Source organism: Bradyrhizobium sp. USDA 3262 (genome assembly GCF_054060035.1).
Genome location: NZ_JBSSCT010000001.1, coordinates 5,130,578 through 5,152,362, shown reverse-complemented (window position 1 = coordinate 5,152,362; position 21,785 = coordinate 5,130,578). Strand labels below are relative to the sequence as shown.

Sequence of the window (21,785 nt, the reverse complement as noted above, 5' to 3'; positions counted from 1 at the left end):
GACCGGTTAAGAAAGTTCTGGGCGTCCTTTGCGATGCTTGTGCCGACTGCTTGGCAGGAGCGGCACGCGATGTTCGGGCGCAGGCCAGTTTTTGGAAAGAAGCAAGAGACGACCTTGGGCGAGCTCAAGGAGACCGTGCGTCCGGCGCCGGGCGCCGACGCCGCGACGCCCGCTTTTCACAAGCAGCAGTGGGATCACCCACTGATCGGGTCGATGCTGCGCGATGCGGGCTTCGCGCCTGATGACGAAGCCGGCATCGTGCCGACGGCCGACAATCGCCTCGCCGTGTTCGCTGCGGCCAGCAAGCGATTGCAGGATCGTACCGAGACCTTCAACCGCGACATGACTGCGCGCCACGGCCACTGCCACGCGGTGCCGTTCCTGGTCATCGACCAGAAGATCTGGGATGGACCGCATGGCGCGTTTCTCTACGCGCAGATGGGGCTGATCGGCTACGACGAGTGGAACGTGATCATGCTGGCGGGAGACCCGCAGACCACCGTGTCATGCGGCCTGGAAAGCCATCCCGGCTTCCTTCCATCCGTGACGCAAGTCATGACCGAGCATGTGATCGCGTGGAAGGCGCGGCACAACGCGCTGCTCGAGACGTACGGGATCACCGCGACCGGTGGCCGGGAAATCTCGCATGAACAATACGAGATGGAAAAGGACACCCTGCGCAACGAAATCATCGACAAGGCCGGCTGGATGAAGCCGCGCATCATCGACGAGCTCTTGCGCAAGGCCTAGAGCAGGAAGAATTTTGGTTTGAATCGGCTTGGCGCGGTCTCGGTTCACCTCTCCCCGCCGGGGAGAGGTCGGATTGCGAAGCAATCCGGGTGAGGGCTCTTGTTCTCTCGATAGACCGTAATCCCTCACCCGATTTGCTGCGCAAATCGACCTCTCCCAAGGGAGAGGTGAACCTTCGACGCCGCTCCAGCTGAACCTAATCTCATCACGCTTTAGAGGCATCAAGCCTCTCCGAAGCGCCTCACTCGTGCCTGCCGCGGTGCCGGCGTGCGCGCTGCGGACGGCAGTCCTGACACGGTGCGCCAAACACAACCTGCGACGGATAGGGCCGCGCCGAGTGCCACGGCGTCGAGCCGAACAGGCCGGCCGCACCGAAACCTGCGCTGAAGGGATCGGCCGCGAAATTGCCGGGGAAATAGCCGTTGGTTCGAAAATCGCGATCGTCGTCCCTGCCGTCGAAATACGCGCCGCCGGTGCTGCCGTAGCGCAACGGCCGCTGCTGGGCCGACGCCGCGGCTACGCTCAGCGCGATGGCGGCGCACGCGATCAGTCCTCTCATGGCGATCATGGCCGAAACCCTCATTGCGGAAGGGTGCCCCAATCGCCCTTCCAGGCGATCAGGCGTCCCTTGCCGAATTGCAGATAGAGCCCGTCGCTGCGCCTCGACAGCACGCTGCCCCTGACATTGGGCAGCGCGACGAACAATTCATTGCCCGGCGTGCCGCGCACGTAATTCAGGGGAACGCCGAGCGACTGGCTGGCCTTCGCGGCGCTCATGCCGAAGGCGAGCGGAACGCTGTTGGGTGGCCGTTGCTGCGCGCGGGACGCGCCGGTCAATGCGCCAAACCCGATGACGAGGGCAACGAGGAGTGTCGCGAAACGTTGCATGGCTGACCTCATGGCACCGCCGCCGCCAGCGTACCGGCGGGCGTCCAGCCGCCGCCGAGCGCCTGGAACAGGCTGCTCGCCGCCAGCAGCTTGTTGAGCCGGACCGTGACCAGATTGTTTTCGGCGGTGAACAGCGTCTGCTGCGCCTGCAGCACCGTGATCAGGTTGACCGTGCCGCCGCGCAACTGCGTCTCGGCGACCTCGAACGCCTTGCGCGAGGCGGCGACGACGTCGGACTGCAGGCGCTCCTGCAATGTGTACTTCTGCAACGCGATCAGCGCCTTCTCGACATCGGCGAAGGCCGACAGCACCGCCTTGCGATAGGCCTGCAGGTTCTGCAGCTGCTGGCCCTTGGCGAGCTTGAGCTGGCTCTCCAGCAGGAAGCCGTCGAACAGCGGCTGGGTCAGCCCGGCGGCGAGCGTGTAGTACCAGGCGCCCGGCGCAAACAGCGAGGCGAGCGCCGCGCTCTGGAAGCCGGTGGTGCCGGTCAGCTGGATCTGTGGAAAGAACGCCGCGCGCGCCGCGTCGACGCTGAAATTGGACGACGCCAGTTGCGCCTCGGCCTCGCGGACGTCAGGCCGCTGGTAGAGCAGTTCCGACGGCAGTCCCGGCGTCACGCGCGGCACCGCGATCTGCGTGGTGGACCCGCCGCGCACCTTGAAATCGGCCGGCGCGCGCGCCACCAGCACGGCGAGCGCCGCGGTGTTCTGCCCGACCGTCACCTCGAGCGGCGGGATCGCCGCGCGCTGCGTCGCGACCAGCGCCTCCTGCTGCGACAAATCGAGCTGCGAGGCGGTGCCGCCGGCGAATTGCGACTTGATCAGCGCAAGGATGCGCTCGGCCGCCGCGAGGTTGCGGCGGGTGACCTTGATCTGGTCCTGCGCCGCCAGCAGCTGGAAATAGGTGTTGGCGACCGTCGCCATCGTGGTCAGCGCCACCACCTCGCGATTGTAGCGCGCGACGGTCGCGCTCTCCTCCGAAGCCGACAGCGTCGCGCGGTTCTTGCCCCAGAAATCGACGATGTAGCTTGCGCTCAGCCCGAGGCTGTATTGCGAGAAAGTGCCGCTGGTGCCGAGCGACGAACTGGATCCCGTTGCCACGCGCTGACGCTCGGCATTCGCCGATCCGGAGATGGACGGCAGCAGCGCGGCGCCGGACACGCCGACCTGGGCGTCGGCCTGCACGATCTGGGCGATCGCCACCGCGATGTCGAGATTGTAGAGCTGCGCCGATTCCATCAGCCCGGTCAGCTCGGGCGAGCGGAAGCCGCGCCACCAGGCGAGCGCCGGAACGGCCGCGTCGGCATCGCCCTTGGCCGCAGTCTTGTAGCTCGCCGGCACTTCCAAGCTGAGCTCGGGCTTCTCCGCTCCGGGAATGCAGCCGGACAGACCGAGGCTGAGGCCGCCGAACGCCGCCACGCGCAGAAACCGGATCGGCTTGCGCATCAACTGAAGATTTCGCAACGCTGCACCTGTCGGCATTTACTCGCCCGGTTGAAGTGAGGAGCCCGGCATCCGCGGCGCGCCGCGGCGGAGGCGCTGGGCCCACAGGCGGAACCGGTCGAGATAGAGGTAGATGACCGGCGTCGTGTAGAGCGTGAGGACCTGGCTCAGGATCAGGCCCCCGACGATGGCGATGCCGAGCGGCTGCCGCAACTCGCCGCCGTCGCCCATGCCGATCGCCAGCGGCACCGCCCCGAGCAGCGCGGCCATCGTCGTCATCATGATCGGGCGGAAGCGCAGCAGGCAGGCCTCCCGGATCGCCTCGAGCGGCTCCAGCCCGCGCCTGCGTTCCGCCTCCAGCGCAAAGTCGATCATCATGATGGCGTTCTTCTTCACAATGCCGATCAGCAAGATGACGCCGATCAGCGCCATGATACTGAACTCGGTCTTGAATGCCATCAGCGCCAGCAAGGCGCCCACACCCGCCGAGGGCAATGTGGACAAGATGGTCAGCGGATGGATGTAGCTTTCGTAGAGCACGCCCAGCACGATGTAGATCGCAACCAGCGCGGCCAGGATCAGGAACGGCTGGTTGCTCAGCGAGTCCTGGAACGCCTTGGCGGTACCCTGGAAGGTGCCGCGGATCGTGGCCGGGACCCCGATCCGGTTCATGGTCGCCTCGATGCTGCCGACCGCCGTGCTCAGCGACACGTTCGGCGGCAGGTTGAACGAGATGGTGTTGGCGACCAACAGGCCCTGGTGATTGACCGCAAGCGGCGTCGCGCCCTGCTTGAACGCTGCAACTTCCGACAGCGGGATCATGGTCTCGCTGCTGGTGGAGACGGCCGATCCGGTCGAGGCCACGCCCTTCCCGGTCGAACCGATCGAGTTGGTGGCCTGGTTGCGCGCGGCCTGGGCGTTGGCCGCACTGGCCGCGCTGGAGTTGCCCGGGGCGACGACCGTGCCTGCCACCGCGTTGGTCGATTGCGAGCCGCCGACCGATCCGCCGGACGTGCTGATATAGACGTCCTTCAGCGTCTCCGGATTCTGCCAGTAGCGCGGCGCGACCTCCATGATGACGTGATACTGGTTGCGCGCGACATAGATTGTCGACACCTGCCGCTGGCCGAAGGCATCGTAGAGGGTGTTGTCGATCTGGCTCACCGTGATGCCGAGCCGGGCCGCGGCGTCGCGGTCGATCACGAGATCGGATTCCAGGCCCTTGTTCTGCTGGTCGCTGTTGACGTCGGCGAGATCAGGATCGCGCTGCAGGGCCGCGGCGATCTTCGGCGTCCATTCGTTGAGCTCCTCCAGCGTCGATCCCTGCAGCGTGTACTGATACTGCGCGTTCGAGGCCCTGCCCCCGACCCGGATGTCCTGCACCGCCTGCAGGAACAGGCTCGCGCCCGGCACCACCGACATCTCGCGGCGCAGCCGCGCGATCACGCCGTCGGCGCCGATCTTGCGCTCATCGAGCGGACGCAGCGAGACGAACACGAAGCCGGAATTGGTCTGCCCGCCGCCGGTGAAGCCGACCGCCGTCTCCACCGCCGGATCGCGCTTGATGATGCCGACGAACTGCGCGAGCTTCTGCTGCATCAGCTGGAACGACACGCTCTGGTCGGCCTGGATCGAGCCGACCAGCCGGCCGGTGTCCTGCTGCGGGAAAAAGCCTTTCGGGATCACGTCGTAAAGATAGAAGTTGAGGCCGAATACCGCCGCCAGGATCAGCATCACCGACAGCGGATGCGCCAGCGCCGCGGTCAGCGTCCTGCGGTAGAAATTCAGCATCGCCTCGAAGAAGCGCTCGCTCGCCCAATAGAGCCGGCCATGGCCGCCGGCGTCCGGCTTCAGCAGCACGGCGCACATCATCGGCGTGGTCGCCAGCGAGACCGCGAGCGAGATCAGGATCGAGATCGAGATCACCATCGCGAACTCACGGAACAGCCGTCCGACGATGCCGGCCATCAGCAGGATCGGGATGAACACCGCGATCAGCGAGATGCTCATCGACAGCACGGTGAAGCCGACCTCGTTGGCGCCCTTCAGCGCGGCCTCGAGCGGGCTCAGGCCGTCCTCGATGTAGCGGGTGACGTTCTCCAGCACCACGATGGCGTCGTCGACCACGAAGCCGGTCGCGACCGTCAGCGCCATCAGGGAGAGATTGTCGAGGCTGTAGCCGAACAGGTACATCGCCCCGAAGGTCGCGACCAGCGACACCGAGACCGCCACCACCGGAATGAAGGTGGCGCGCACATTGCGCAGGAACGCGAACACCACGATGATGACCAGCAGCACCGCCAGAACCAGGGTTCGTTCGACGTCCCGAAGCGAGGTGCGGATGGTGGTCGAGCGGTCGACCGCAAAGCCGATGTCGATCGCCGGCGAGACCGATGCCTGCAGCTGCGGCATCAGCCCCCTCACGAGGTCGACGGTACTGATGATATTGGCGTTCGGCTGCCGGTAGAGGATGATCAGTACCGCCGGCTTGCCGTTGGCGAGACCGGCATTGCGCAAATTCTCGACGCCGTCGGCCACCTCGCCGACATCGGAGAGATGAACCGGCGCGCCATTGCGGTAGGCCACGATCAGCGATTTGTAGTCGTCGGCCTTGTTGGCCTGGTCGTTGGCGTAGACCTGGTAGCGCTGGTCGCCGACGTCGATGCCACCCTTGGGGCTGTGGGCGTTGGCGCTCGACAGCGCCGCGCGGACGTCTTCCAGGCCGATGCCGTATTTGTAGAGCGCCTGCGGGATCAGATCGACGCGCACGGCCGGCAGCGAGCTGCCGCCGACCACGACCTCGCCGATGCCCTCGACCTGCGACAGCTTCTGCGCCAGCACCGTGGAGGCGGCGTCGTAGAGATCGCCGCGCGTCAGCGTATCCGACGTCAGCGTCAGGATCAGGATCGGCGCGTCGGCAGGATTGACCTTGCGGTAGGTTGGATTGCTGCGCAGGCTGGTCGGCAGGTCGGCCCGCGCCGCATTGATCGCGGCCTGCACGTCGCGCGCCGCGCCGTTGATGTCGCGATTCAGCCCGAACTGCAGCGTGATGCGGGTTGAGCCCACCGAGCTCGACGACGTCATCTCGGTGACATCGGCGATCTGGCCGAGATGGCGCTCGAGGGGACTGGCGACCGTGGTCGCGACATCCTGCGGGCTGGCGCCGGGCAGCGTCGCCTGCACCGAGATGGTCGGGAAATCCACCTGCGGCAGCGGCGACACCGGCAGCTTGAAGAACGCGACGATGCCGGCCGCCGCGAGCCCGAACGTCAACAGCGTCGTTGCGACCGGCCTACGGATGAAGGGCGTTGACGGATCCATGACTCAACGCGACCCGCTCGCCTCGCCGATCTCGTCCGCCCGCCCGGCAAACCGCAGCGCGAGGCGATCGAACCAGAGGTAGATCACCGGTGTCGTGAACAAGGTCAGCAGCTGGCTCACCAGCAGGCCGCCGACGATCGAGATACCGAGCGGATTCCGCAGCTCGGACCCCGCGCCGCTGCCGAGCATCAACGGCAGTGCGCCGAGCACCGCAGCCATCGTCGTCATGATGATCGGCCGGAACCGCAGCAGGCAGGCCTGGTAGATCGCCTCCCGCGGCGGTTTGCCCTCGTTGCGCTCGGCATCGAGCGCGAAGTCGATCATCATGATCGCGTTCTTCTTCACGATGCCGATCAGGAGGATGATGCCGATGATCGCGATGATGGTGAGATCCTGGCCGGCCATCATCAGCGCCAGCAGCGCGCCGATGCCCGCGGAAGGCAGCGTCGAGAGGATCGTCAGGGGATGGATGAAGCTCTCATAGAGCACGCCGAGCACGATATAGACCGTGATGATCGCGGCGAGGATCAGGAACAGCTGGTTGGAGAGCGAGGACTGGAACGCCAGCGCCGCACCCTGGAAGCTCGTGATCATGCCGAGCGGCTGGTTGATGTCGGCCTGCGCCTGCTTGATCGCCGTCACGGCCCCTCCAAGGGAAGCGCCGGGCGCCAGGTTGAACGAGACCGTTGCCGACGGGAACTGGCCGAGATGCGAGATCTGCAGCGGCGCGGTCTCCACCCGCATCTTGGCCATCACCGACAGCGGCACCGGCGTCGAGCCCACCGATGACGGCAGATAGATCGACGACAGCGAATCCAGCGAAGTCTGCAGCGACGGATCGGCTTCCAGTATCACGCGGTACTGGTTCGAATTGGTGAAGACGGTCGAGACGATGCGCTGGCCGTAGGAATCGTACAGCGCGTTGTCGATCGTTGCCGGCGTGATGCCGAACCGCGCCGCCTGGTCGCGGTCGATGTCGACGAACACCGAAAGCCCCTGCGCCGAGATATCGCTGGTGACGTCGCTGAGCTCGGGCAATTCCCGGAGCTTGTCGACCAGCTTCGGCGTCCATTCCGCGAGCTCGTTCGGATCGGCATCCTGCAGGATGAACTGGTACTGCGTCCGGCTCACCGTGCCTTCGATGGTGAGGTCCTGCACCGGCTGCATGTAGAGCGTGATCCCGGTCAGCGCCGCCGTGCTCGCCTTGATCCGGTCCATGATCGTCGAGACATTGGCCTTGCGCTGCTCATGCGGCTTCAGATTGATCAGGATGCGGCCGCTGTTCAGCGTGGTGTTGGTGCCGTCGACGCCGATGAACGACGACAGGCTCTGCACGTCCGGATCCTTCAGGATCGCGCTGGCGAGCCGCTGCTGCCGCTCGGCCATCGCCGCATAGGACACCGATTGCGGCGCCTCGGAGATCGCCTGGATCACGCCGGTGTCCTGCACCGGAAAGAAGCCCTTGGGGATGACGACATAGAGCAGCGCCGTCAGGCCAAAGGTGGCAAGCGCGATCAGCAGCACGAAGGTCTGGCGATCCAGCACCCAGTTGAGCATCCGGGCGTAGATCGCGATCACGGCATCGAAGCCTTCGCGGCTGAGCCGCTGGAAGGTGTTTTCCCGCGCCATGGCCTCCGGCTTCAGCAGCTTTGCGCAGGCCATCGGCACCAGGGTCAGCGACACCACAGCCGAGATCAGGATCGTGACTGACAGCGTGATGGCGAATTCGCGGAACAGGCGGCCGACGACATCACCCATGAACAGCAGCGGGATCAGCACCGCGATCAGCGACACCGTCAGCGAGATGATGGTGAAGCCGATCTGCTCGGACCCTCGCAGCGCCGCCTCGAGCGGCGACTCGCCCTCCTCGATGTAGCGCGAGATGTTCTCGATCACGACGATGGCGTCGTCGACCACGAAGCCGGTCGCGATCGTCAGCGCCATCAGCGACAGATTGTTCAGGCTGAAGCCGAACAGATACATCGCGCCGAGCGTGCCGACCAGCGAGAGCGGTACCGACAGGCTCGGGATCAGCGTGGCGCGGGTCGAGCGCAGGAACACGAAGATCACAAGCACGACCAGGATCACGGCGAGCGACAGCTCGTATTCGACGTCGCGCACCGAGGCCCGGATCGTGACGGTGCGGTCGGTCAGGATATTGAGGTCGATCGCGGCCGGCAGCGTGGCCTGCAGCTGCGGCAGCAGGTCCTTGATGCCCTGCACCACCGAGATCACGTTGGCGCCGGGCTGGCGCTGGATGTTGAGGATGATCGCCGGCGTCTCGTTCATCCAGGCGCCGAGCTTGTCGTTCTGCGCGCCGTCGACGACGTTGCCGACGTCGCTGAGGCGGACCGGCGAGCCGTTCTTGTAGGCGATGATCAGCGAGCGGTAGTCGCTGGCATTGCGGATCTGGTCGTTGGCATTGATGGTGTAGGCGCGCATCGCGCCGTCGAAATTGCCCTTCGGCGTGTTGACGTTGGCATTGCCGAGCGTGGTGCGGAGATCGTCGATGTTGAGGCCATAGGCCGCGAGCTTGCGGATGTCGGCCTGGATGCGCACCGCCGGCCGCTGGCCGCCGCTGATGCTGACGAGGCCGACGCCGGGCAGCTGCGAGATCTTCTGCGCCAGCCGCGTGTCGACGAAATCCTGCACCTGGGTCAGCGGCATGGTCTTCGAGGTCAGGCCGAGGGTGAGGATCGGCGCGTCAGCCGGATTGACCTTGGCGTAGATCGGCGGCGCCGGCAGGTCCGACGGCAACAGATTGCCCGCGGCATTGATCGCGGCCTGCACCTCCTGCTCGGCGACGTCGAGCGAGATCGACAGGCCGAACTGCAGCGTGATCACGGACGAGCCCGCCGAGCTCACCGAGCTCATCTGGGTCAGATTCGGCATCTGGCCGAACTGCACCTCGAGCGGCGCCGTCACCGACGAGGTCATCACGTCGGGGCTCGCGCCCGGATAGAAGGTCTGCACCTGGATGGTCGGATAGTCGACCTCCGGCAGCGCCGCGACCGGGAGAAATCTGAACGCCAGCATGCCCGACAGCATGATGGCGATCATCATCAGGGTCGTCGCCACCGGCCGCAGGATGAATGGCCGCGACGGGTTCATTTCTTCTGCCCGTCCTCGGACCGCTTGTGGTGGCCGCCTCCGGGATCGGCGCCGTCCTTGCTATCTCCCTTGCCGTCGCCCTTCGTGGCCCCGTTCGCCGCACCACTCGCCGTCCCCTTGGCCGCAGCGGCCGGGTTCGCGGCGTCAGTGGCGGAGCGCACGACCACCTTGGCGCCCTCGCGCAGCTTGTCGGCGCCGTCGATCACGATGCGATCGCCAGGCACAAGCCCGGACAGCACCTCGACCCGGTCGCCATCGGTGACGCCGAGCTTGACCGGCCGCACCGAGACCGTGCTGTCGGCATTGACGAGATAGACGAAGGTGCCGGGGACACCGCGCTGGATGCCGGCGGTCGACATCGTCGTCGCATCCTTGTGGGTATCGAGCAGCAGGCGGACGTTGACGAACTGGTTCGGAAACAGTGTGCGCTTGTCGTTCTCGAACTGCGCGCGCAGCTTGATGGTGCCGGTGGTCGCATCGATCTGGCTGTCGAAGGTCTGCAACGATCCCTCGGCGAGCTTGTTGGCACCGCTGCGGTCATAGGCCGCTGCCGGCAGCACCGCGCCCTCCTTCAACCGCCTCGCGACCGCCTGCAGATTGTCCTCCGGCAGCGTGAACAGCACGCTGATCGGCTCGAGCTGCGTGATCACGACGAGGCCGTTGGTGTCGCCGGGCGTCACATAGTTGCCGAGATCGACCTGGCGCAGTCCGACGCGCCCGTTGATCGGCGACACGATGTGACAATATTGCAAATTCACCTCGGCCGACTTCACCGAGGCGCGATCGGCTTCCACCGTGCCCTGATACTGTGCGACCAGCGCGACCTGGGTGTCGAGCGTCTGATGCGGCACGGCGTTCTGCGCGGCGAGGTTCTGGTAACGGGTGAGATCGACCTGGGCGCCCTTCAGCTGCGCCTCGTCGCGGGCGAGCTGTCCCTTGGCCTGCGCCAGCGTCGCTTCATAGGGACGCGAATCGATCGCGGCGATCAGGTCGCCCTTCTTGACCTCATCGCCCTCCTTGAAATCGATCTTCATCAGATAGCCGCTGATCTGGCTCCTGATCGTCACGGTCGCGAGCGACGTCACGGTGCCGAGCGCATTCAGGCTGACGCCGATATCGCCGTTGCCGATCGTCTCCGGCACGATCGACATCGGCCCGGCGTTGCGCCCGCCACCGGCCTGCGGCGGCGCGGCCTGCTGCCGCGTCCACCAGACGATGCCTGCAAGCACCGCCAGCACGAGACATCCGGTCAGAAACCCTCGCCAACGCGACCCTCGCCTGGTTCGCTCGGGCGCCACAATCGACGGGTCTTTGATCTGCTGGTCCATAACCTGCCCACGAAGGAACACGAATGAGCTCGCGCGGCTCTATGTGTCCCCTGAACTCCGCGCGCGCCACATCCGACGAAGGATTTTGAAGGCTTCTGCCGGACAAAGCGCGTTAAGAATCGGAAAGGAAAGTGCTCCTTCCCGGTCGGCGGCTGTTTCTCGCTGGATTGTGGCTATTTTACCCGATCATTTGTAACCAGGGCAACACGATCAGCAACAATCCGGCAAAGTAGATCAAGCCGAAGATCAGCCCGAATTTCCAGAAGTCGCCTTTGCCGATATAGCCGCTGCCGTAATACATCGGCGCCGGTCCCGTGGCATAGGGCGAGATCACTCCCATCAGGCCCAGCGAATAGACGCAGAGCAGCATCAGGGTCTGCACCGACAGGCCGGGAATGCTGGAGCCGACGGCGAGCACCACCGGCAGCACGGCGGCGGTATGCGAGGTGATGCTCGAGAAGAAATAGTGGATCCAGAAGAAGAAGGTGACGAGCAGGATCATCCCGACCAGCGGCGACGTGCCGGAGAGCGGCTTGGCATAACCCTCGGCCACCCATTTGATGAAGCCGATCTCATTGAGGCCCGACGATAGCGTGAGCAGCGAGGTGAAATAGAAAAACACCTCCCACGCGCTTTTCTCCGCGACGATGTCCTCGAACGCGATCACGCCGGTCAGCAGCATCAGCGAGATCACGACGAACACGACCGTGGTCGCGTTGATGAAGTTCGAGCCGAGCAGCGGCACGCTGATATTGGGGTTGGAGCCGCAGATCCACAGGAACATCGCGAGCACCACCAGCACCGCCATGATCCATTCGTGCCGCGACGGCGGCCCCATCTTGGCGAGCTCGCCCTCGCTCCAGGTCACGATCTCCGGGCTCTCCTTGATCTCGGGCCGGCAGACCAGATAGCTGAGCAGCGGCACCAGCAGCAGCAAGAGGATGCCGAGCGGCGCGAAGCCGATGAACCATTGCGACCAGCCGACCTCGATGTTGACGAGCTTCTTGGCGATCGAGAGCGCGGCGGCGTTCGGCGCCAGCGCGGTCAGGAACAGCGAGCTGGTGACGGCCGTGGTCGCGAACGCGGTCCACATCACGAAGGTGCCGATCTTGCCCGCGGTCGGGCCGGGCTCGGAACCGTAGATGCGCGGGATGTTGCTGACGATCGGATAGATGGTGCCGCCCGAGCGCGCGGTGTTGGACGGCGTCGCCGGCGCCAGCACGAGATCGGAGAACGCCACCGCGTAGCCGAGCCCGATGGTGCGGCGGCCGAGGCCGCGCACCAAGAGCAGCGCCAGCCGGCGGCCGAGCCCGCTCTTGCGATAGCCGATCGAGAACACGAAGGCGCCGACGATCAGCCACACCGTGCTCTCGGAAAAGCCGCCGAGCATCCAGCGCAGCGATTTGTTCGGATCGTGCTCGACATAGCCGCCGATGCCGGCGACCGTCAGGCCGATCAGACCGACCGCGCCGACCGGCATCGATTCAAGGATCAGCCCGGTGATCACGGCGGCGAACACCGCGAAATAGTGCCACTGATTGGCGTTCAGCCCCGACGGCACCGGGACCAGATAGATCACCAGCCAGACCAGCAACGGCGCAAACGTTCGCCATGACCATTTCATGCAGCGTCCCCCTCACCTGTGTCGATTGTCGGGCGCGCAAGCCACCGTGTCCCGCCAGCGCCGCCATCTTTTTGTTGCAATCTAGCACGACCGCGCAGTCCGTCTCGGGAAACTGCGGCGGAACGGCGCGGCTTGTGGAGGAACCGGCGCGTTTCGTCAACACGTAGCGTCCCGGTGGCAGCCCCCATCGCAAGACCGCCCGCGCTTTGCTATCCTTGGCGTTATGACCTCACGCGACTCCGCCTCCTCCGAGATCACGCCCGAGGTGCTGCTGCGCGCCTATGCCTGCGGCATCTTCCCGATGGCGGAGAGCGCCGACGATCCGACCCTGTTCTGGGTCGAGCCGGAATTGCGCGGCGTGATTCCGTTCGACGGCTTCCGCGTCGCCTCCCGCCTGGCGCGCACCGTGCGCACGGATGCCTTCACCGTCACCGTCGATACCGCGTTCAAGGCCGTGATCGCCGGCTGCGCGGCGCCGCAGCCCGGCCGCGACGACACCTGGATCAACAAGCGCATCCGCGATCTCTATGTCGGGCTGTACGCGTCGGGCCATTGCCACAGCGTCGAGGTCTGGCAGGACGACAATCTGGTCGGCGGGCTCTACGGCGTCAGCCTCGGCCGCGCCTTCTTCGGCGAAAGCATGTTTCACACCACGCGCGACGCATCGAAGGTCGCGCTGGTGCATCTGGTGGCGCGGCTGATCGCGGGCGGGTTCGAACTGCTCGACACGCAATATGTGACGGAGCACCTGAGGACGTTCGGCGCGATCGAGATCTCGCGGCGCCGCTATCGCACGCTGCTCGACAAGGCGATATCGGGCGCACCGGCGGATTTCCGCAAGCTCGACGCCACCCAGCCGGTCAAGGGTGCCGACGCGCTGGCGATCATCGCCGAGCGCAATTGATCGGTTGATCGCGTAGCCCGGATGCAGCGAAGCGCAATCCGGGACAAGTCTCTCCGCGGGAAACCCGGATTTCGCTGCGCTTCATCCGGGCTACGAAGTGCCAATCAGTTTCCGAACAATCCGCCGAACAGCCCGCCCGGCCGCTGCTGTTGCTGGGGCGGCGGAGGTGGCGGCTGCTGCTGATATTGCGGCAACGGCTGCGGCGGCGGACGCGGCGCGGCCTGCTTCTGCGGCACGCGCTTCTGGGCCGGCGGCGATGGGGGCGTCGGCGCCTTCGGCGGATCGGGCGCGGCGGTCACGATGGTCTGGTCCGGTCCTTTGCAGTCGGTCAGCCAGATGTCGTAGATTGGATGCTCGACGCCGTGCAGGCCGGGGCTCGCCGCGAACATCCAGCCAGAGAAGATCCGCTTCACCTCGCCCTGCAGCGTGATCTCGTCGACCTCGACAAAGGCGTCGGTGTTGGCAGCTTCCGTGGACGGCCTCGTGTAACAGGCATCGGTCTTCACCCGCAGCGCGCCGAACTGCACGGTCTCGCCGATATCCTCGTCGAAATTGATGATGCGTCCGGTGATCTTGTCGAGACCGGAGAAGCTCGCCTTCTTGTTGGTGATCTTGGTCGACGGCGGCTCCTGCACGACCTCGTCGCCCGGCTGCAACGCGGCAGGCGTCTGCGGCGCGGTGCCTTGCGGCGCGCCCTGGGGCGTCCCCTTGGGACGCTGCCCCGGCGGCAGCGGGTTGGCACCGGGCGGCGTGTTGGCAACGGCGGGACCGCCGGGTTGCGGCGGCTGCACGGCGACCCCGGGCTGGGTGCCCTGCGGAGCCACCGTCGAGCCGGGCGGCGGCGCCAGCGGCTGCGACTGCACGCTGCCGGGCGGCGGTACCGCCTGGCCTGGCGGCAGGGCCCGCGGCTGTGTCGGCAGCAGGCGGCCGCGCGGCAATTCCGGCACTTCCTCGTCGTCGTCGCTGGGAGGAGCCGGCTGACCACGCGGGATCGAGCCGGGCGGACGCGGCGCGGGATCGGAGAAAATCGTTCCGATCTGCGCGCGCGCGGGCGGCGCAAGCGAGATGGTTGAGGCGGCAACCAGGGCCGCAAAGCCAGTCAGGGCAACGGTTCGAAGCATCTCGCGCGGCTTTAAAGGGCGAATCGGGCTCGCGACAGTCTACCTTGATATCGGCCGCTCGCAGGTCACCGGTTAACACGCCGAATACGGCGGGGAAAGGGCACCCGGCCACCTCTCCCCGGTCCGCTGGGCAGCCTTTGGTCAGCCTCTGGTCACTCCTGGGAACACGTGTGATAGTCCTCACGCTGAAGGCACGCGGCCACGCGTGAAAACCAGGAAAATCCGGATCGAACCGGACCAGCCAGAGGAAACCCACCATGCCAGATCGCATCAGGCTCGACGGCAGGGTCGCCGTCGTCACCGGGGCTGCCGGCGTCATCGGAACCGCCACGCTCCAACTGCTCGGCGAACGGGGTGCGCGGATTGTCGCAGTCGACCGCAAGGGGGCCGACCTCAAGGCCGCCACCAAGGACCTGCCGGCCTCGGCCGAGGCCTTCGCGATCGAAGCCGACGTCACCGACGAGGACGAGGTCACGGACTATGTCCGCGCCGCCGTCGACCGCTTCGGCACCATCGACGCCTTCTACAACAACGCCGGCATCGAGGGCGACATCAAGCCGATCCCTGAATATTCGCTGGAGAGCTTTCGCCGGGTGCTCGACGTCAATGTGGTCGGCGTCTTCCTCGGCATGAAGCATGTGCTGCCTGTCATGCTGAAGCAGAACAAGGGCAGCATCATCAACACCGCCTCGATCGCCGGCCTCGTGGGATCACCGATGATCGCGGTCTACAGCGCCAGCAAGCACGCGGTGATCGGGCTGACCAAGAGCGCGGCCTGGGAATGCACCGGCACTGGCGTGCGGGTCAATTGCGTCTGCCCCGGCATGATCGAGAGCCGGATGCTGAGCACGATCCTGCAGGGCCGCTCCGGCGGCAACGCGCCGCCGCCGATCGAGAAGATCGTCGACCGCATCCCGGCGCGCCGGCTTGGCCTCGCAAGCGAGGTCGCCTCCATCGTCGCTTTTCTTGCCTCCGACGAGGCGAGCTACGTCTCCGGCTCCGCCTACACCGTCGACGGCGGCCGTACCGCCGCCTGACACGACCGTCATTCCGGGGCGGTCCGCAGGACCGAACCCTCAGGTGCGCAATTGCGCACCGAGAATCTCGAGATTCCGGGTTCGGTCCTGCGGACCGCCCCGGAATGACATCAATGAAAACCGAACATCATAGGTCACAAACAATATGCCCGTCGTACTCGATCCCGATGCCGCTGCCGTCTACAAGGCGTTCCAGGAGGCCGGCCGTCCAGCCTATGAGACGCTGACCGCACCGGAAGCACGCGACTATTATCGGGCCGCCCGCGTCGTCTCCAATCCCGAGCCGCCCGCGCTGGAATCCAGCAAGCCGCTCGCGATCCCCGCGCCGCACGGCGCCATCCCTGCCCGCATCTACACGCCGAACACGCTGCGCAAGAAAGACGGGCTCGCGCCATGCCTGGTGTTCTTCCACGGCGGCGGCTGGGTGATCGGCGATCTCGATACCCATGAGGTGGTTTGCCAGAAGCTTGCCCATGAGGGCGAGTTGATCGTGATCTCGATCGATTATCGCCTCGCGCCTGAGCATCGTTTCCCTGCCGCGGTCGACGACGCCGTCACCGCGACCCGATGGGTCGCCGCCAATGCCAGGGATCTCGGCATCGACGCCGCGCGCCTGATCGTCGGCGGCGATAGCGCCGGCGGCAACCTCGCGGCCGTGGTTGCCCTCACCGCCCGCGACGGCGGACCGAAGCTCGCCGCCCAGTTGCTGATCTATCCCGCGACCGATTTCTCGCGGAAGCATCCCTCGCATCGCGAGCCCGAGACCAGCATCCTCTTGACGCATTCGGTGATCGGCTGGTTCGCCAACCATTATCTCGGTGACGCCGACAACAGCGACTGGCGCGCCTCGCCGGCGCGCGCAAAGGACTTTGCCGGATTGCCGCCGGCCTATGTGCTGACCGCCGGCGCCGATCCGTTGCGCGACGAAGGCGACGAATATGCGAAATTCCTCAAGGACGCCGGCGTGCCGGTAACCTATCGGCATTTCCCCGGCCAGTTCCACGGCTTCTTCACCATGGGCAAGCTGCTCAATCAGGCCAATATCGCGGTGACCGAGATCAGCGCCTGGCTGAAGACGCTGGGCTGAGCAATCGGATCAGCGGCGACGTGCCCGGCGTCGTCCCCGATCGGGCTCGCGAGCGCATCGCGAGCCCGTTGCAGCGTTCCTGTTGCGGCGTTAGCGCGCCTTGAAGTTCCCGACGCCGCGCTATAGTGCCGCCGTCAGCGCCTCACGCCGCCGGGCACTCCAGCCATCGAGATCGTCTTGCTCACGCCACTCCTCGTCTACGGTATCCCGCTCGATTTCATCCTGTTCGCGCTGACGCTGCTCGGCGTCGCGATCTTCCATCACCACACGCTCGCGGTTGCGCTGACGGGCCTTGCCGCGATCGTCGCCTACAAGCTGCTGTTCGCGGGCTTTGCGAAATTCGGCGCGGGCCTGCCCGGTCTCGCGCATCACATGGAGCATGAGTGGGTCACGCTCGCCAACCTGTTCCTGCTCCTGATGGGCTTTGCGCTGCTGTCGCGCCACTTCGAGGAAAGCCGCATTCCCGACGAGATGCCGGCGCTGCTGCCCGATGACTGGAAGGGCGGACTGATCCTGCTGGTCATCGTGTTCGTGCTGTCGGCCTTCCTCGACAATATCGCGGCCGCGCTGATCGGCGGCACCGTGGCCCGCCACGTGTTCCGTGGCCGCGTCCATATCGGCTATCTCGCGGCCATCGTCGCCGCGTCGAATGCCGGCGGCGCCGGCAGCGTCGTCGGCGACACCACGACGACGATGATGTGGATCGACGGCATCAGCCCGCTCACGGTCGTGGAGGCCTATGTCGCAGCGATCGTTGCGATGCTGGTGTTTGCGGTGCCGGCCTCGCTGCAACAGCACCGCTTTTCCCCGATCGTGAAGGATGCACCGTCCGGCCTCAGAATCGACTGGGCGCGGGTTGCGATCGTGGCCGTGATCCTGCTGGCCGCGCTGACGGCCAATGTGACGGCCAATCTGAAGTTCCCCGCGCTGCTCGATGCGCTGCCCGTGCTCGGGCTCGCGGTCTGGGCCGCGATCCTGGTCACCTCATTGCTGCGGCGGCCGGACTGGTCGGTGATGCCCGAGACGCTGAAGGGCACCGTGTTCCTGCTCGCGCTGGTGACGGCGGCCTCGATGATGCCGGTGGAGAAATTGCCCGCCGCATCGTGGCAGACCGCGCTCGGGCTCGGCTTCGTCTCGGCGGTGTTCGACAATATTCCCCTGACCGCGCTGGCGCTGAAGCAAGGCGGCTATGATTGGGGCTTTCTCGCCTACGCGGTCGGATTTGGAGGGTCGATGGTCTGGTTCGGCTCGTCGGCGGGCGTTGCGGTGTCCAACATGTATCCGGAAGCCAAATCGGTGGTCCGCTGGATCACCCAGGGCTGGCCGATCATGGCGGCCTATGTCGTCGGCTTCTTTGTGATGCTCGCCCTGCTTGGCTGGCACCCCGACGCGCCACATTGACGCAACACAATGCTGCAGCGCACAATTGCGCTTAGCTCAAAACTGTGGAAAATCGAGACAAATCCGTTGACATTGCTAAACTCCATTCGCCGTAACAAGTTATGGAGAGTCCGCATGAGTGTTAGTGCAGAGGTCCTCGCCCGCGCTCCGTCGGAGCAGATGGAGGATGAAATCAACACGGTGACTTCGCATCGACCACGCAGCAACATCCGCCCCCTCTCACCGATGCCGGACTATGTCGAGCATCGCAACGGCGTCAACGAGGTAGGCAAGCTGTCGGCCGAGGCGGTCGTGCGCGAATATGAAGCGGCGGTGAAAGAGATCGAGGCCCTTGGATCGGAACTGCAATTGGCCGCCAAGAACTGCGAGGTCATGGTCGCAGGCGTCCATGAGATGATCGCGGAGATCAAGGAGTTCGCTGCCGGTTACCGCGATCAGGGCAAGCGTTTCTTCCTGCAGATCGAAGCCGTCTCGTTGATGACCGCCGAGGTCAGGGACACCTGCGAAGCACTCAAGAAGAAGATCGCGACCGATACATTGGGCCAGTGATTTTTCGGTTGAAGCACGTTTCGTGATCAGCGCATCCGTGGATCTCTGCGATCGTGGGCTGATCCTGTATTGGTGAATGACTGCGCTATTCCGGCGCGACAGAATCGTTAGTTCTATTCAAGACCAAATCGCTCAAGACTAAGTCGCTCAAGACTAAGTCGCTCAAAACTAAGTCGTTCAACATCTTGCCCCGCTTCGGCGGGGCTTTTTGTTGCGAGACGAGTGATCTCTGCGCGGGTCGCGCCCTCGAACGGGCCGGACCTCGGTCCATGACCTTAACGCGCGTCAGCTGCACGCCCGGCCGCGTCCGTTGCCGGAGGCAAATCGGATATCGCGGACCAGCGGTCGCTGAAATCCTTGGCCGGGAGCGCGTCCGCGCCGGCGACGGCAATGCCGTCGGTCCGGGGCGCGTGCGACTTGATGGTCGCGGCGGTTGCGGTGACAGCCAGCAGGGCGACAGCCACGAACCCGGTAATCGTTCGATGCTTTGTCATTAGAACCTCCTCGGGTCCCCAATGCCCACTTAACGTGGGTCACGGGAACCCTCGCCAGGTTCATCACTGCAAAGACGACATCGATCGCGTGAAATCGGACAACGAGCTTGTCCCAAACGCGCCTACCCTGCCCGCGCGGCACGCCGCAGCGATTGCGGCGGCTGGCCGAAGGCGCGGATGAAGGCGCGGCGCATCCGCTCGGGATCGCGGAAGCCGGTGATCTCGGCGACGCGCTCGATCGCCTCGCCCGACGACTGCACGCGCTGCCGCGCGACTTCGATCCTCAGCCGCTCGACCGCTTTCGACGGCGTGGTGCCGGTCTCCGCGATGAAGGCGCGGGTGAAATGCCGCGAACTCATCCCGGCCTTGTCGGCGAGGTCCTCGACCGTCAGCGGCGCATCGAGATGCTCGCGCGCCCAGGCGAGCAGCGGCCCGAACCGGCCATTCGGCGTCTTCAATTCCAGCAGCGAGGAAAACTGCGACTGCCCGCCGCTGCGCCGATGGTACAGCACGAGTTGCCGCGCGGTGCTCTGCGCGATTTCGTCGCCATAGTCCTCGGTGATCATCGCGAGCGCGAGGTCGATGCCGGCGGTGATGCCGGCCGAACTCCAGATATTGCCGTCGCGGACGAAGATCTGGTCCGGCTCGAGCTTGATCTTCGGATAGGTCTTCACGAAATGCGGCGTGCGCTGCCAATGCGTGGTGGCGCGGCGGCCGTCGAGCAGGCCTGCCTCGGCCAGCACATAGGCGCCCGAGCAGACGCTGGCGACGCGAATGCCGCGGCCCGCCATCCGCCGCACGAATGACAGCGTGGCTGGACAGCTCGCCGGTGTGCGTACGCCGTTGCCGCCCGCAATGATCAGCGTCGTGATCGCCGCCGACGGCTTGAGACCGCGCGCAAGCATCTCGACACCGGACGAAGAGCGCACCGGTCCCGCCTTCGCCGCAATCGTCCTGATCGCCGGCGCGTTGTTGGCGAAGCGCGCCGCGATCTCAAAGGCCGCGATCGGGCCGGCCGCGTCGAGCAGCTGGAAGTCGGGAAAGATCAGGATGCCGATCATCGCCAAATCCTCGCGGGTGACGTTGCTTTCCTGGCGGCCCTCTCTCAGGAGACTTGTCTCAGGAGACTTGCTTCTCTTAAGGAGACTTGCTCCTCTCAGGAGGCTTGCGTCCGAAAATAAGGGAAATACGCCATTTTGGACGAGAGGCCATCATGCCATCGTGGTTCCGTCAAGCGCTATTTGGAGGCCCCGATGACTGAACCCCTGCAGATTGGATTGCTCGTCTTCCCGAAGGTGACCCAGCTCGACCTGACCGGTCCGCTGCAGGTGTTCTCCTCGGTCCCCGGCGCCAAGGTGCATCTGATCTGGAAACGCATCGAACCCGTTCCGACCGATTCCGTCATGGTCCTGACGCCGACCACGACCTTTGCCGATTGCCCGCAGCTCGACGTGATCTGCGTGCCCGGCGGCTTCGGCACCGACGACATGGTCGGCGACCAGGACATGCTGGCCTTCCTGCGCAAGCAGGCCGAGCGAGCGAAATACGTCACGTCGGTCTGCACGGGATCGCTGGTGCTCGGCGCGGCCGGCCTGCTCAAGGGCTATCGCGCCACCACGCATTGGAGCGCGATTGATTTCCTGTCGAGCTTCGGGGCCATTCCGACCAGGACGCGCGTCTGCGTCGACCGCAACCGCTTCACCGGCGGCGGCGTCACCGCAGGCATCGACTTCGCGCTGACGCTGGTGTCGGAGCTCGTCGACCGCAAGACCGCGGAAGCGATTCAGCTCAGACTCGAATACAACCCGGCCCCGCCGTTCAACGCGGGCTCGCCGGATACCGCACCGGCCGAGATCCTCGCCTTCATGAAGGAGCGGATCGCGCCATCGCAGGCGCGCCGCGCCGACTTGATGGGCCGTGCCGCGGCACGCCTGCCCTGATCTGATCGCCGCAAAGAAAAAGGCCGCTCGGTTTCCCGAGCGGCCCTTCCTGTCTCACGGTAGCCTCACATTTGCGGGCGATTTCAGGACGTCTGTACCGGGGGCCTATCTCCCGGCCGCATCCAACTCGGAGGCCGCTGCATATCGGGACAGTCGCGATCTGGAGCCCGATCCGACGCGATGGTTTCCCATCTCCGTAAGATGACCCTATTGAGCCGCGAACCCACGCTCGGCGCAAGCGGACAGCGTCGGCTGCGGCCCATCTGTCCCCGCTGTTACCGTTGTTCACAGGCGCGCGCTTGCGCTGCCGGGCGCGTGCGATGCACGCGCGGCGTCGCCCGCGTGCACAGAACAACAATGCGTGAAAGTCAGCTTCCCGGCGTCCAGGCGTGATAGTCGCCGGTCGCCTTGGGGCGGCGGCCGCTCGCCAGCGTCGAGCCGGACGGACGGTAGGCCTGCGCGGTGCCGGTCAGGTTCGGCAGATGCGGCTTTTCCCATTCCCGCGCCTGGTAGTTCTGCTCGGTCGGGGGCACATCGACCGTGTGATGCAGCCAACCGTGCCAGCCGGCCGGAATGCGCGAGGCTTCGGCGTAGCCGTTGTAGACCACCCAGCGGCGCTCGAAATGCAGCGTCGGATCGATCTCACCGCCCTTGGTGCGGTAATAGCGGTTGCCCTGCTCGTCCTCGCCGACCAGTTCGCCGAATCGCGAGGTCCACAATTGCGTGCCAAAGGTCTGGCCATTCCACCAGGTGAAGAATTTCAGCAGGAATTGTTTCATGCGTGGCCG

18 protein-coding genes are annotated in these 21,785 nt (G+C 65.5%); 7 read left to right on the top strand and 11 right to left on the bottom strand.

All coding sequences use genetic code 11. The annotated features are described in order from the left end of the window. Positions 1-114: 114 nt before the first annotated feature. Positions 115-750: a hypothetical protein gene (locus ACVWYP_RS23690; protein WP_259243730.1), complete on the top strand. Its 636-nt coding sequence runs from the start codon at positions 115-117 to the stop codon at positions 748-750. A 241-nt stretch (positions 751-991) separates the two neighbouring features. Here the strand turns inward: ACVWYP_RS23690 and ACVWYP_RS23685 are convergent, their stop codons facing one another. The 7 genes from ACVWYP_RS23685 to ACVWYP_RS23655 all read right to left on the bottom strand — a co-directional run bounded on the left by ACVWYP_RS23685 (position 992) and on the right by ACVWYP_RS23655 (position 12,464). Beyond that, entirely contained in the window at positions 992-1,318 is a 327-nt protein-coding gene (locus ACVWYP_RS23685; protein WP_304500065.1) for a BA14K family protein, read from the bottom strand. An 11-nt stretch (positions 1,319-1,329) separates the two neighbouring features. Then, positions 1,330-1,638 carry a hypothetical protein gene (locus tag ACVWYP_RS23680; protein WP_304500064.1) on the bottom strand — a complete coding sequence of 103 codons (309 nt, stop codon included), beginning with the start codon at positions 1,636-1,638 and terminating at the stop codon, positions 1,330-1,332. Between the two features lie 8 nt (positions 1,639-1,646). Then, the gene (locus tag ACVWYP_RS23675; protein ID WP_304500063.1) at positions 1,647-3,083 is read right to left on the bottom strand and encodes an efflux transporter outer membrane subunit; all 1,437 of its coding nucleotides are present in this window, start codon (positions 3,081-3,083) and stop codon (positions 1,647-1,649) included. Positions 3,084-3,119: 36 nt separating this feature from the next. After that, a complete protein-coding gene (locus ACVWYP_RS23670; protein ID WP_304500062.1) occupies positions 3,120-6,401 on the bottom strand; it encodes an efflux RND transporter permease subunit in 3,282 nt (1,093 codons plus the stop codon). Positions 6,402-6,404: 3 nt separating this feature from the next. Beyond that, positions 6,405-9,512 (bottom strand): MdtB/MuxB family multidrug efflux RND transporter permease subunit, encoded by a 3,108-nt coding sequence (locus tag ACVWYP_RS23665; RefSeq protein WP_304500061.1) that lies wholly within the window; start codon positions 9,510-9,512, stop codon positions 6,405-6,407. Continuing rightward, positions 9,509-10,750, bottom strand: a complete 1,242-nt coding sequence (locus ACVWYP_RS23660; protein ID WP_304500060.1) for an MdtA/MuxA family multidrug efflux RND transporter periplasmic adaptor subunit — start codon at positions 10,748-10,750, stop codon at positions 9,509-9,511. Before ACVWYP_RS23660 ends, ACVWYP_RS23665 begins: the two co-directional genes overlap by 4 nt. Before the next feature lie 268 nt (positions 10,751-11,018). Next, a complete protein-coding gene (locus ACVWYP_RS23655; protein WP_018271403.1) occupies positions 11,019-12,464 on the bottom strand; it encodes a DASS family sodium-coupled anion symporter in 1,446 nt (481 codons plus the stop codon). Positions 12,465-12,687: 223 nt separating this feature from the next. Between ACVWYP_RS23655 and aat the strand changes: the two genes are divergently transcribed. Further along, positions 12,688-13,368 (top strand): leucyl/phenylalanyl-tRNA--protein transferase, encoded by a 681-nt coding sequence (gene aat, locus ACVWYP_RS23650; protein ID WP_304500059.1) that lies wholly within the window; start codon positions 12,688-12,690, stop codon positions 13,366-13,368. Between the two features lie 104 nt (positions 13,369-13,472). Here the strand turns inward: aat and ACVWYP_RS23645 are convergent, their stop codons facing one another. Continuing rightward, positions 13,473-14,489, bottom strand: a complete 1,017-nt coding sequence (locus ACVWYP_RS23645; protein WP_304500058.1) for a DUF2155 domain-containing protein — start codon at positions 14,487-14,489, stop codon at positions 13,473-13,475. 257 nt (positions 14,490-14,746) lie between these two features. Here ACVWYP_RS23645 and ACVWYP_RS23640 point away from each other — a divergent pair, with 257 nt between their 5' ends. The 4 genes from ACVWYP_RS23640 to ACVWYP_RS23625 all read left to right on the top strand — a co-directional run bounded on the left by ACVWYP_RS23640 (position 14,747) and on the right by ACVWYP_RS23625 (position 18,563). Beyond that, positions 14,747-15,526, top strand: a complete 780-nt coding sequence (locus ACVWYP_RS23640) for an SDR family NAD(P)-dependent oxidoreductase (protein ID WP_304500057.1) — start codon at positions 14,747-14,749, stop codon at positions 15,524-15,526. A 145-nt stretch (positions 15,527-15,671) separates the two neighbouring features. Then, positions 15,672-16,613 carry an alpha/beta hydrolase gene (locus ACVWYP_RS23635; protein ID WP_304500056.1) on the top strand — a complete coding sequence of 314 codons (942 nt, stop codon included), beginning with the start codon at positions 15,672-15,674 and terminating at the stop codon, positions 16,611-16,613. 177 nt (positions 16,614-16,790) lie between these two features. Then, positions 16,791-18,014: an SLC13 family permease gene (locus ACVWYP_RS23630; RefSeq protein WP_304500055.1), complete on the top strand. Its 1,224-nt coding sequence runs from the start codon at positions 16,791-16,793 to the stop codon at positions 18,012-18,014. Between the two features lie 9 nt (positions 18,015-18,023). After that, a complete protein-coding gene (locus ACVWYP_RS23625) occupies positions 18,024-18,563 on the top strand; it encodes a hypothetical protein (RefSeq protein WP_304500054.1) in 540 nt (179 codons plus the stop codon). Between the two features lie 275 nt (positions 18,564-18,838). On the opposite strand, the gene ACVWYP_RS23620 is transcribed toward ACVWYP_RS23625, so the two are convergent. Both ACVWYP_RS23620 and ACVWYP_RS23615 read right to left on the bottom strand, forming a co-directional pair. Continuing rightward, entirely contained in the window at positions 18,839-19,057 is a 219-nt protein-coding gene (locus ACVWYP_RS23620; protein WP_304500053.1) for a hypothetical protein, read from the bottom strand. 122 nt (positions 19,058-19,179) lie between these two features. Further along, positions 19,180-20,118, bottom strand: coding sequence for a GlxA family transcriptional regulator (locus ACVWYP_RS23615; RefSeq protein ID WP_304500052.1), 939 nt, complete (start codon positions 20,116-20,118; stop codon positions 19,180-19,182). A gap of 192 nt (positions 20,119-20,310) precedes the next feature. Between ACVWYP_RS23615 and ACVWYP_RS23610 the strand changes: the two genes are divergently transcribed. Continuing rightward, on the top strand, positions 20,311-20,997 hold the full coding sequence (locus ACVWYP_RS23610; RefSeq protein ID WP_304500051.1) for a DJ-1/PfpI family protein: 687 nt from the start codon (positions 20,311-20,313) through the stop codon (positions 20,995-20,997). Positions 20,998-21,365: 368 nt separating this feature from the next. Here the strand turns inward: ACVWYP_RS23610 and ACVWYP_RS23605 are convergent, their stop codons facing one another. Then, positions 21,366-21,776 carry an NADH:ubiquinone oxidoreductase subunit NDUFA12 gene (locus ACVWYP_RS23605; RefSeq protein WP_028344916.1) on the bottom strand — a complete coding sequence of 137 codons (411 nt, stop codon included), beginning with the start codon at positions 21,774-21,776 and terminating at the stop codon, positions 21,366-21,368. Positions 21,777-21,785: the final 9 nt, after the last annotated feature.

What these genes read in the sequence shown, in the direction of transcription:
- ACVWYP_RS23640 (WP_304500057.1), top strand. Translation starts at nt 14,747, where the DNA reads ATGCCAGATCGCATCAGGCTCGACGGCAGGGTCGCCGTCGTCACCGGG.
- ACVWYP_RS23685 (WP_304500065.1), bottom strand. Translation starts at nt 1,318, where the DNA reads ATGATCGCCATGAGAGGACTGATCGCGTGCGCCGCCATCGCGCTGAGC.
- ACVWYP_RS23620 (WP_304500053.1), bottom strand. Translation starts at nt 19,057, where the DNA reads ATGACAAAGCATCGAACGATTACCGGGTTCGTGGCTGTCGCCCTGCTG.
- ACVWYP_RS23675 (WP_304500063.1), bottom strand. Translation starts at nt 3,083, where the DNA reads ATGCGCAAGCCGATCCGGTTTCTGCGCGTGGCGGCGTTCGGCGGCCTC.
- ACVWYP_RS23615 (WP_304500052.1), bottom strand. Translation starts at nt 20,118, where the DNA reads ATGATCGGCATCCTGATCTTTCCCGACTTCCAGCTGCTCGACGCGGCC.
- ACVWYP_RS23680 (WP_304500064.1), bottom strand. Translation starts at nt 1,638, where the DNA reads ATGCAACGTTTCGCGACACTCCTCGTTGCCCTCGTCATCGGGTTTGGC.
- aat (WP_304500059.1), top strand. Translation starts at nt 12,688, where the DNA reads ATGACCTCACGCGACTCCGCCTCCTCCGAGATCACGCCCGAGGTGCTG.
- ACVWYP_RS23605 (WP_028344916.1), bottom strand. Translation starts at nt 21,776, where the DNA reads ATGAAACAATTCCTGCTGAAATTCTTCACCTGGTGGAATGGCCAGACC.
- ACVWYP_RS23655 (WP_018271403.1), bottom strand. Translation starts at nt 12,464, where the DNA reads ATGAAATGGTCATGGCGAACGTTTGCGCCGTTGCTGGTCTGGCTGGTG.
- ACVWYP_RS23625 (WP_304500054.1), top strand. Translation starts at nt 18,024, where the DNA reads ATGCTGCAGCGCACAATTGCGCTTAGCTCAAAACTGTGGAAAATCGAG.
- ACVWYP_RS23610 (WP_304500051.1), top strand. Translation starts at nt 20,311, where the DNA reads ATGACTGAACCCCTGCAGATTGGATTGCTCGTCTTCCCGAAGGTGACC.
- ACVWYP_RS23670 (WP_304500062.1), bottom strand. Translation starts at nt 6,401, where the DNA reads ATGGATCCGTCAACGCCCTTCATCCGTAGGCCGGTCGCAACGACGCTG.
- ACVWYP_RS23645 (WP_304500058.1), bottom strand. Translation starts at nt 14,489, where the DNA reads ATGCTTCGAACCGTTGCCCTGACTGGCTTTGCGGCCCTGGTTGCCGCC.
- ACVWYP_RS23665 (WP_304500061.1), bottom strand. Translation starts at nt 9,512, where the DNA reads ATGAACCCGTCGCGGCCATTCATCCTGCGGCCGGTGGCGACGACCCTG.
- ACVWYP_RS23635 (WP_304500056.1), top strand. Translation starts at nt 15,672, where the DNA reads ATGCCCGTCGTACTCGATCCCGATGCCGCTGCCGTCTACAAGGCGTTC.